Origin of the sequence: Proteus sp. HMSC14B05, from assembly GCF_001808035.1 — a bacterium.
Lineage (GTDB): Bacteria > Pseudomonadota > Gammaproteobacteria > Enterobacterales > Enterobacteriaceae > Proteus > Proteus mirabilis.
Genome location: NZ_KV791969.1, coordinates 275,148 through 284,990 on the forward strand (window position 1 = coordinate 275,148; position 9,843 = coordinate 284,990).

Annotated in this window: 11 protein-coding genes; 5 read left to right on the forward strand and 6 right to left on the reverse strand. The window is 40.6% G+C overall.

Annotated elements, in window-relative coordinates:
- Positions 1-48: 48 nt before the first annotated feature.
- Entirely contained in the window at positions 49-648 is a 600-nt protein-coding gene (gene ribA / locus HMPREF3129_RS03720; protein ID WP_004243033.1) for a GTP cyclohydrolase II, read from the reverse strand.
- 280 nt (positions 649-928) lie between these two features.
- Between ribA and pgpB the strand changes: the two genes are divergently transcribed.
- From pgpB to yciH, 5 genes are all read left to right on the forward strand, one after another.
- Positions 929-1,648, forward strand: a complete 720-nt coding sequence (gene pgpB / locus HMPREF3129_RS03725) for a phosphatidylglycerophosphatase B (RefSeq protein ID WP_004248109.1) — start codon at positions 929-931, stop codon at positions 1,646-1,648.
- Between the two features lie 158 nt (positions 1,649-1,806).
- Positions 1,807-2,124 carry a LapA family protein gene (locus HMPREF3129_RS03730; protein WP_004243031.1) on the forward strand — a complete coding sequence of 106 codons (318 nt, stop codon included), beginning with the start codon at positions 1,807-1,809 and terminating at the stop codon, positions 2,122-2,124.
- Positions 2,125-2,136: 12 nt separating this feature from the next.
- Positions 2,137-3,306: a lipopolysaccharide assembly protein LapB gene (gene lapB, locus HMPREF3129_RS03735; protein ID WP_004243030.1), complete on the forward strand. Its 1,170-nt coding sequence runs from the start codon at positions 2,137-2,139 to the stop codon at positions 3,304-3,306.
- A 43-nt stretch (positions 3,307-3,349) separates the two neighbouring features.
- Positions 3,350-4,096, forward strand: a complete 747-nt coding sequence (pyrF, locus tag HMPREF3129_RS03740) for an orotidine-5'-phosphate decarboxylase (RefSeq protein ID WP_036918375.1) — start codon at positions 3,350-3,352, stop codon at positions 4,094-4,096.
- Positions 4,089-4,412 carry a stress response translation initiation inhibitor YciH gene (yciH, locus tag HMPREF3129_RS03745; protein ID WP_004248106.1) on the forward strand — a complete coding sequence of 108 codons (324 nt, stop codon included), beginning with the start codon at positions 4,089-4,091 and terminating at the stop codon, positions 4,410-4,412. The genes pyrF and yciH overlap by 8 nt, the downstream gene beginning before the upstream one ends.
- A 220-nt stretch (positions 4,413-4,632) precedes the next feature.
- On the opposite strand, the gene HMPREF3129_RS03750 is transcribed toward yciH, so the two are convergent.
- From HMPREF3129_RS03750 to rsxD, 5 genes are all read right to left on the reverse strand, one after another.
- Positions 4,633-6,576 (reverse strand): exoribonuclease II, encoded by a 1,944-nt coding sequence (locus HMPREF3129_RS03750; RefSeq protein WP_004248105.1) that lies wholly within the window; start codon positions 6,574-6,576, stop codon positions 4,633-4,635.
- Positions 6,577-6,688: 112 nt separating this feature from the next.
- The gene (nth, locus tag HMPREF3129_RS03755; protein WP_004243025.1) at positions 6,689-7,327 is read right to left on the reverse strand and encodes an endonuclease III; all 639 of its coding nucleotides are present in this window, start codon (positions 7,325-7,327) and stop codon (positions 6,689-6,691) included.
- A gap of 12 nt (positions 7,328-7,339) precedes the next feature.
- Entirely contained in the window at positions 7,340-8,044 is a 705-nt protein-coding gene (locus tag HMPREF3129_RS03760) for an electron transport complex subunit E (protein WP_070486777.1), read from the reverse strand.
- A 1-nt stretch (position 8,045) separates the two neighbouring features.
- Complete coding sequence (gene rsxG, locus HMPREF3129_RS03765) at positions 8,046-8,672, reverse strand: electron transport complex subunit RsxG (protein WP_036918372.1); 627 nt, start codon at positions 8,670-8,672, stop codon at positions 8,046-8,048.
- Positions 8,673-8,683: 11 nt separating this feature from the next.
- A complete protein-coding gene (gene rsxD / locus HMPREF3129_RS03770; RefSeq protein WP_036918369.1) occupies positions 8,684-9,760 on the reverse strand; it encodes an electron transport complex subunit RsxD in 1,077 nt (358 codons plus the stop codon).
- Positions 9,761-9,843 lie beyond the last annotated feature (83 nt).

Genomic DNA, 9,843 nt, shown 5'->3' on the forward strand with positions numbered 1-9,843 from the left:
AATCACCCGGATTGAATAATAACGCTGATAATCTATCCGATATTTATGTTATTGCGCTTTTTTAAATAACATATGTCCCATTTTATCCGCTTTAGTATCAAGATAATGAGCATTACTTGGATTACGTCCTACGATTAATGGAACACGCTCTACCACGTTGATCCCAGCTTCTTTCATTATTTCGATTTTCTTTGGATTATTGGTTAATAATCGTACTTCATGTATGCCTAATAGATTATACATATCAGCGCAAAGGGTGAAGTCGCGCTCATCGGCTTTAAATCCTAACTTTAGATTAGCTTCGACAGTATCTAATCCTTGGTCTTGTAATGCATAAGCGCGGATTTTATTAAGTAAACCAATATTGCGACCTTCTTGGCGATGATAAAGTAATACACCACGGCCTTCTTTGCTAATTTGTGAAAGGGCAGCTTCTAGCTGAAAACCACAATCACAACGCAGGCTAAATAGTGCATCGCCAGTTAAACATTCAGAATGAATACGGGATAAAACGGGTTTTGTGCCAGAAATGTCACCAAAAACGAGGGCAACATGATCTTTTCCTGTGGCAATTTCTTCAAAACCCACCATTAAAAACTCACCAAAAGGAGTAGGGAGTTTTGCTTCTGCGATACGTCTTAATTTCATTATTTTTGACTCATAATTTCAGGTGATACTCTCGTTCAAGATTATACACTTTATAACGAGGACAAAGAGAAATAAAACACTGAAATGGTTCCTTGTCTAAATCGGCAGGGAATTTGATCACACACACACTTAATAAATCACACCTAAACAAATTATCAGATTTTAAGCCTACTTGCATAATTATTTATTGCTAAACTGGTATTGTTTATACTAATCATTTATATCAGTTAATCATCAGTAAATAAAAACAGTGCATACAGAATAGATAAGGACAAATAGATTGAATAAGCAAATATCAGTATTGATGCTTTTAGGAAGTGGATTGCTTTTGATTGTACCTATTGTGGTGCTTATTCTGGGATGGCAATGGCAACCATCAGCACATCCTCTGGGAGGCGAAAGCACTTTATGGATAGCCAATAGTGCGGCTAAACCTTGGGGAGCTTTAACTATATTACTTTGCCTTGTTTTGCTCTTTTTTATTCTTAAACTACCTAAAAAAGCATTTATTCAGTTGGCAATTATTATGGTCGCGACTTTGATGTTGGGGCAGTTGATCAAAGTGGTTGTAAAAAATAGCGTTAAAGAGCCACGACCTTATGTGGTTTGGGTCAGTAACCAACTATCAATATCACCAGAACATTTTTACCAAGTGTCTCGTCCTGAGCGTGAGCAACTGTTGCATAATGGATTATCTCATTCGTCGCTGATCCCTCAATGGCAATTAAGCCATTGGCGAGCAGAAACCGGTTATGCCTTTCCTTCTGGACACAGCTTATTCTCTGCAACACTGGCTTTATTTGTGTTTGTGCTGTGTATGTTACGACGTCATTATTTTTTAGCCAGCTTAGGGATATTATGGGGTATTGATGTGACTGTCGGACGAATAATATTAGGTATGCACTGGGCATCTGATGTGATTGTCGGTATTCTGATTAGTGCTGTGTTGGTGTGGTGTGCATTTTGGATGATTGAACGACGATTGTTGTTAAAACCTTGATAATCGTTTTTCTTTTTGAGATAGCGAATTTATTTTTCACTATTTATGTGAAAAAATATACGAAAATCAGATGATTCTAAGAAATGACTTTCTTTGTGAGTGGTGAAAATGCTACCTTTATCCCTTATCCAAAGAAAAGAGAATAAAAAGGAAATAATGTGAAGAAAGTTCTACTTTTTATTTTGGTTGTTCTGGTGCTAGCTATTGTCGTAATAGCCATGACGTTAGGTTCAAATAATGATCAGGTGATCACCTTCAATTATCTTATTGCTCAAGGTGAATATCGTATCTCTACTTTATTAGCCACGCTGTTTGGTGTTGGTTTTGTACTGGGCTGGATCGTCAGTGGCGTTTTTTACTTGCGAGTACGTTTATCATTAGTAAGAGCAAAGCGTAAAATTAAGCGCCTTGAAAGTGAACAAACCAAACAAGAAAGCCAAGAAAATCGTTCTACAGCCGTTTCTACTGTAAAATAAGGACGAGAATAGATGCTTGAGTTGCTGTTTCTGTTATTACCGGTCGCTGCGGCTTATGGCTGGTATATGGGGCGTCGTGGTGCGCAACAGGATAAACAGCAAAATGCCGATCGCCTGTCACGTGAATATGTGGCAGGGGTTAACTTTTTACTTTCTGATCAACAAGACAAAGCGGTTGATCTGTTCCTTGAAATGCTTAAAGAGGATAGCTCAGCCTTTGAAGCACATCTTACTTTAGGTAATCTATTTCGCTCTCGTGGTGAAGTTGAACGTGCGATTCGTATTCACCAATCGTTAATGGAGAGCGCAGCACTCTCTTTTGAACAACGTCTTCTCGCTATTCAGCAACTTGGCCGTGATTATGTCGCAGCAGGGGTTTATGATCGCGCTGAGCATATGTTTTTACAGCTGATTGATGAGCAGGATTTTCGTCAAAGTGCATTACAATCCCTCCTAGCCATTTATCAACTTACCAGTGACTGGGGTAAGGCGATAGAAACCGCAGAGAAATTGGTAAAACTGGGTCAACATGAACTTAAAGAGCAAATTGCTCATTTCTATTGTGAACTCGCATTGCAAGAAATGAGCAGTGATAATCTTGATAATGCGCTAAGTTTTCTACAAAAAGCCGGGCAAATGGATCCACTTTGTGCCCGTGTTTCCATTATGTATGGTCGTATCTATATCGCGCGCGATGAAAAAAATAAAGCCATTGATGTATTAATGAAAGTAATTGAGCAAGATAAAGAGATGGTCAGTGAAACTTTGCCAATGCTTTTTGAATGCTTCCAATCTCAAGGTGATCCCGCACGTTGGGAAGCCTATCTACGTCAATGTGTCGAGAGTAATTGTGGTGCCATTGCAGAGCTTTATCTTGCCGATATTATTGAAGAGAAAGAGGGCATTGAAGCCGCACAGTTATATATTAATCGCCAACTAGAACGTCATCCTACCATGCGACTTTTCTATCGTTTAATGCGCTATCATTTAGCTGAAGCAGAAGAAGGACGCGCAAAAGAGAGTCTGATCTTATTACGTTATATGGTCGGTGAGCAGATCCGCACAAAACCTGATTACCGTTGCCATAAATGTGGTTTTACCTCCCATGCATTATATTGGCATTGTCCATCCTGTCGCTCTTGGGATACCGTTAAGCCGATACGTGGCTTAGATGGTCAGTGACGATGTCACTTTTAATAGTCTCTTGATAAATAAAGGCCTTAAAATGTCATTTGATTGTGATAAAAAATCGCCCAGCTCTACCTGCGCGCCCGTTATTGTGGCACTAGACTATGAAGACCAAAAAAGTGCACTCGATTTTGCACAACGTATCGACCCTTCATCTTGTCGCCTTAAAATTGGTAAAGAGATGTTTACTCGCTTTGGACCGCAATTTGTAACGCAATTGCAACAGCAAGGGTTTGATATTTTCTTAGATTTAAAATTTCATGATATACCCAATACGGTGGCGAGAGCAGTTGCCGCGGCTGCCGATTTAGGGGTATGGATGGTAAATGTGCATGCGAGTGGTGGTAGTCGTATGATGCGTGCGGCAAAGGAGAGCTTAAGATCATTTGGCAAAGAGGCACCGCTATTAACCGCTGTCACTGTGTTGACCAGTATGGATCAATCCGACCTCACTGAATTGGGCATTAACCTAACTCCAGCAGAACAAGCCGAACGCTTAGCATTACTGGCTAAAGCCTGTGGTCTTGATGGTGTGGTATGTTCGGCCCATGAAGCCACTCGTTTTAAACAAGTGTGTGGTGATGACTTTTTATTGGTCACTCCCGGAATTCGACCCGCGGGGAGCGATGTGGGTGATCAGCGTCGAGTTATGACGCCAGAGCAAGCGATAGTGGCTGGGGTGGATTATATGGTGATTGGCAGACCTATTACACGCAGTGAAAATCCACTGGAAACTTTACAGCAAATTAATCGTTCTATACAAGGTGTTGTGCAACATGGATAATAATTCTCGGCTGGTTTATTCCACTGATATTGGTCGGATTAAAGAAGAAGAGCAGAAACCTACACGCCCCGCCGGTGATGGTATTGTGCGTATCCAACGTCAAACCAGTGGCCGTAAAGGTAAGGGGGTTTGTGTTATCTCTGGTATTGATTTGGATGATGCCGCTCTGGCTAAATTAGCGGCTGAATTAAAAAAGAAATGTGGTTGTGGTGGCAGTGTTAAAGAGGGATTAATTGAAATCCAAGGTGATAAACGGGATTTAATTAAATCTTTATTAGAAGCGAAAGGGATGAAAGTGAAATTGGCCGGAGGCTGAGGTCGTTTTTTTATCACACCCCCAATCATTGATTGAAGCCTAGTATTCTACATATAGTGCGCTTATCTTGTTGAAGGTCGGCGCATTTTTATTATTAGCAAACTAGTTTTGGTGGTGACAGTGTCACTTTATATATCTGGAGAGTCGCAAAATGGAATAAAAAAGCTGATAACCTGAGTAAGGTTATCAGCTTGATAATATCTATTACGCTAAATAGCTGTTAAATCGGACGAGCAACAATATTACGCGTTTCTAGTTTCACATCTTCAATACGTACCGGAATAATGTCATTAAGCTTATAGGCTGTTTCACCTTTAATAATGACAGAGCCAGTTTCTTGACTACATTGAATTTCGTCACGTACTGCATGTAAAAATGGTGCAGGAATAAAGGCAATAGCCCCATTTTCAACTAAACGTACCCGAATACCACCACGAGTAATATCAATAATTTCGGCATTAAAGGTACTCTCAGTGCCAGCAAAAGGTTTTAAGAAGCGCGCATATAACCAATCACCGACATCGCGCTCGGCCATACGGTTAGCACGACGACGTTCGGCAATACGAACACAATCTTCATCTTGCGGTTTTTCTGCCGCACTTTTGCTGATAATCGCTTTTAATAAACGGTGATTTAAAATATCACTGTATTTACGGATCGGTGATGTCCATGTCGCATAAGCTTCAAGGCCTAAACCAAAATGAGGGCCTGGCTCTGTTTTTATTTCAGCGAAGTTTTGGAAACGACGAATACGGCTATCAAGGAATTGGTTTGGCTGATTATCCAGTTCACGACGTAAGCGACAGAAACCTTCAAGGGTTAATAACTCATCGGCATTAGTTTCAATACCGTGCTCTTTTAAGGTTTGTGAGACTTGATCAATATAGAGCGGATCAAAACCAGTATGAACGTTATAAATACCAAAACCGAGATTACGACTAAGTACCTTTGCCGCACAAATATTGGCGGTGATCATCGCTTCTTCCACGATACGGTTGGCAGTACGACGTTTTTCCGCCACGATATCTAATACGTTGCCACTGTCATCAAGAATAAAGCGATAGTCCGGACGCTCTTTAAAGACGAGAGCATGTTGTTCACGCCATATATGACGTTTCTCGCTCATCTCTTTTAATAGCATGACTTGTTCATGAACAATCTCATTTTCAGGTGCCCACTGTGTTTCTTCACCTTCTAGCCAATCAGAAATATTGTCATAAACCAGTTTTGCTTTTGATTCTACCCATGCTGAGTAGAAGTGGATCTCATCGGTTAATGCACCATCCTCCATAATACCCACTTGGCAGACTAACGCAGGACGTTTTTCATTAGGGCGCAATGAGCAGAGATTATCTGATAGCTCACGAGGTAACATCGGGATATTAAAGCCCGGTAGATAGTTTGTTAGCGCTCGTTGTGCTGCGATGGTATCTAATTCACTATTAGGCTGAATATAAGCCGTTGGATCGGCAATAGCGATATACAGTGAAAGTTGACCATTTTCTTCTTTACGAATATATAACGCATCGTCCATATCTTCGGTTGAAGCACTATCGATGGTCACAAAGGAGAGCGCAGTTAAATCTTCACGCGGTAGATCATCATGTAAGGTTAATGTTTCACTGTCTACTTCAGGTGCATTTCGCTCTAATTGATGACGCATTAATGTCACCCACCAAGGTGCAAAATGGTCATCTTTATCGGTAATAAAATCAGTTAATTCAGCTTGAAAATGTTTATCACCTTTAAGAGGGTGTCGGCGCATTTCCGCCACTGCCCAATCTTGATCAGCAAATGGATGCGTTAAGCTTTTTATAGGACGACAAGGAATGGCATCTTTGAGTAGAGGGTGATCAGGAATAATCCATAGACGATTATCACCTTCTTTTTTCTGAACACGGCCGACAAAGCGAGTCAAAAAGGGTTCTACCAGCTCTTCAGGCTCAGCGGACTCTTTATCATTATTGGTATGTACGGCAGCAATAATGCGATCACCGTGCATCACTTTTTTCATTTGAGGAGGAGGGATAAAATAGCTTTTCTGACCATCAACTTCAAGGAAGCCAAAGCCTTTATCTGTCCCTTTTACAAGGCCTTCCACGCGCGGTGTTTGGGCATGGAGTTGCTGTTTTAGCTGAGCAAGCAGCGGATTGTCTTGAAACATATTTTTCCGGAAAGTCGGCAATTTTAATAATAAAAGTGGGCAATAGTTTTATTCGATTGTGTGTAATGACGCAAGTAATATGCATCAGAAAAACAGAGAAATTTGCACAATGTTATTGTGGATCTGTTTTTTCGGTATACTCACAGAGATCTTCAATAATACAAGAGCCACACCGTGGTTTTCTGGCAATACAGGTATAACGACCATGCAGGATAAGCCAATGGTGGCAATCGACTTTAAATTCTGCCGGTACCACTTTTAGCAGTTTTTGTTCCACTTCATTAACATTTTTTCCCGGTGCAAATTTAGTGCGATTACACACGCGAAAGATATGTGTATCAACAGCAATGGTCGGCCAACCAAAAGCGGTGTTAAGTACGACATTCGCTGTTTTACGACCGACACCGGGTAATGCCTCTAAAGCTTCTCTATTTTCAGGAACTTGGCCATGATGTTTATCTACCAATATTTGGCAGGTTTTAATCACATTCTCAGCTTTTGTATTAAATAGGCCAATGGTCTTAATATAGGATTTGATCCCCTCAACACCTAATTCCAGCATTGCTTGAGGTGTATTGGCAACAGGATAAAGTTTTGCTGTTGCCTTATTAACACTAACATCGGTGGCTTGTGCAGAGAGTAACACGGAGATCAATAATTCAAACGGGGAGTTAAATCTTAACTCAGTAGTAGGATGCGGATTGTTATCCCGCAACCTAGTTAAAATTTCTATACGTTTAGCTTGATTCATTATGCTCACAAATTAGTTTTTAACAATATGACTGCCACAACCTTGTTCTTTTTCATAGGTTTTGGTCGTGGATGGAACGCGTTTTTTCTGTTTTTCATCAATCAGGTATTTTATGGCCAGCATAAAACCTAAACCAATAAAGGCACCGGGTGGTAAAATAGCCAGTAAGAAAGGTGAGTCTAAATGTACTATCTCAACCCTTAATACTTGCGCCCATTCACCTAATAATAAATCAGCACCATCAAATAAAGTGCCATTACCTAATATTTCACGCATTGCCCCTAAAATAAAAAGTGCCGCTGTTGCACCTAATCCCATAGCAAAGCCATCAATTGCTGAAGGGAAAACTTCATTTTTAGCTGCAAACGCCTCTGCACGACCAATCACAATACAGTTAGTGACAATAAGAGGAATAAATATTCCTAACGATTGGTATAAACCATAAGCATAGGCATTGATAAGCAATTGTACCGCACTAACAACGGATGCGATAATCATAACATAAATTGGAATACGAATTTCAGAGGGAACCCAACGACGTAAACTAGACACTGCCACATTGGTACAAACTAATACTAATGTTGTGGCTAGACCTAAGCCTAGAGCATTGGTCGCGGTAGAAGACACTGCCAGTAATGGGCACAGCCCTAATAATTGAACTAAAGCAGAGTTATTCTTCCATAATCCTTGTGAAAACAGTTCTTTGATCATACTCATTTTAATTCGCCTCACAAGCTGAAAGGGTATCTAATTTTTCAGGTAAAGATTGTATTAACCATGCAGTGCGTTTTGATGCATTAACGACGGCTCTTGGTGTGATAGTTGCTCCGGTGAATTGGTCAAAATCACCACCATCTTTTTTTACCGCCCAATGTGAGTCATGATCACTGGTAATAAACTTGTTACTTAATGAGTAAATCCAATCTGAAATACGCGTTTCTATTTTATCACCTAGCCCCGGTGTTTCATTATGTGTTGTCACGCGAACACCGAGTACTTTGCCACTAAAATCAGCACCAACCAATAATTCAATCGCCCCTGAATAACCGTCAGGTGCCGTTGATTCTAATGCGGCGGCGACAGGTTTACCATTAAAACGAGCAATATAAAGTTTATGTGGTTTTTCATTACCTAATGCTTTATCTGTCAAAATATAACAATCTTGCGCGAGATGGTTATTGTAGAGAGAGGTTGGGATCACTTGGTCTAATAATTTCTGTTTTTCTAAAGCCGCTTGCTCTGCGATAGTATTCGCCGTCAAGTGATAGACGACAGCCGTTAACCCTGTGGTACAGGCCGCAAAGATAGCTAATGTTAACCCATGACGTTTTAGTATCTCGATCATCATTATCTCCATTAATGTCCATAAACCCGAGGACGGGTATAACTATCAATAAGCGGTACAGCAATATTAGCTAATAGGACTGAGAAGGCCACGGCATCAGGATAACCACCATAGACACGAATAATCCACACTAATAGGCCAATGATTGCACCATAGATTAATCGCCCTTTTGGTGTGGTGGAGGCGCTAACAGGATCGGTGGCAATAAAGAAAGCCCCTAACATCGTCGCACCTGAGAAAAGCTGTAATAGTGGCTGAGAGTAACGAGTAGGATCGATCCCCCAACTGATCAGCGAACAAACACCAAGCAGCGTTAACATGGCAACAGGAATTTGCCAGCTAATAATTCGTTTATATAACAAGATAACGCCCCCAACCAGATAGGCAACATTCACCCATTGCCAACCCATTCCCGCAAATCCACCTTGTAAGATTGGCGTTGCTAATACTTCATCAATAGAGTGGGTTAATAATCCGGTTTTAAAACTATCAAGTGGTGTGGCTTGGGTAATGCCATCTACAGAGCGTCTTAAATCTTCAAGGGTGAGTCCTGATGGTGTATGTCCGGTAAAGAAAATACTTAAGCTATCTATAAAGTTATAAGACACTGCTTGTAATTCAATGGGGGGCATCCATGATGTCATTTGTACAGGAAAGGAGATCAATAGCACCACATAACCGACCATCGCGGGATTAAATGGGTTTTGACCTAATCCACCATAAATATGTTTGGCAATAACAACCGCAAAAAATGTCCCTAAAACAATTATCCACCAAGGCGCTAAAGGAGGAATACTAATTGCTAGTAAGATACCTGTTAGTAAAGCGGAATTATCTTTTAGGTATAGAAGTGGATCTTCTTTTCTGAGTTTGACACAAATAGTCTCCGCCAATAGCGCGACAATGATTGCCAAGATGATTTGATATAGCGTCCCTAAACCAAAGAAGTAGAGTTGGCATAGAATACCTGGAATAGCGGCCAATATTACCCACAACATCACTTGACTGGTGGATTGTTGATTATGAGTAAATGGAGAGCTGGCGATTTTTAATTTGCTATTGTTATTTTGTATTGGTCTAAATTTCATTTGTATTAATCCAATGTCACTTCTTCTTTAGCATGGCGTTGCTGTGCTTCTTTTTTAGCTTTTACCCGAGCAATAGCAGCAGC

Excerpts from the sequence above, each read along its gene's own strand:
- rsxD (WP_036918369.1), bottom strand. The coding sequence starts at position 9,760 with ATGAAATTTAGACCAATACAAAATAACAATAGCAAATTAAAAATCGCC.
- yciH (WP_004248106.1), top strand. The coding sequence starts at position 4,089 with ATGGATAATAATTCTCGGCTGGTTTATTCCACTGATATTGGTCGGATT.
- HMPREF3129_RS03750 (WP_004248105.1), bottom strand. The coding sequence starts at position 6,576 with ATGTTTCAAGACAATCCGCTGCTTGCTCAGCTAAAACAGCAACTCCAT.
- rsxG (WP_036918372.1), bottom strand. The coding sequence starts at position 8,672 with ATGATCGAGATACTAAAACGTCATGGGTTAACATTAGCTATCTTTGCG.
- pyrF (WP_036918375.1), top strand. The coding sequence starts at position 3,350 with ATGTCATTTGATTGTGATAAAAAATCGCCCAGCTCTACCTGCGCGCCC.
- HMPREF3129_RS03760 (WP_070486777.1), bottom strand. The coding sequence starts at position 8,044 with ATGAGTATGATCAAAGAACTGTTTTCACAAGGATTATGGAAGAATAAC.
- nth (WP_004243025.1), bottom strand. The coding sequence starts at position 7,327 with ATGAATCAAGCTAAACGTATAGAAATTTTAACTAGGTTGCGGGATAAC.
- lapB (WP_004243030.1), top strand. The coding sequence starts at position 2,137 with ATGCTTGAGTTGCTGTTTCTGTTATTACCGGTCGCTGCGGCTTATGGC.
- ribA (WP_004243033.1), bottom strand. The coding sequence starts at position 648 with ATGAAATTAAGACGTATCGCAGAAGCAAAACTCCCTACTCCTTTTGGT.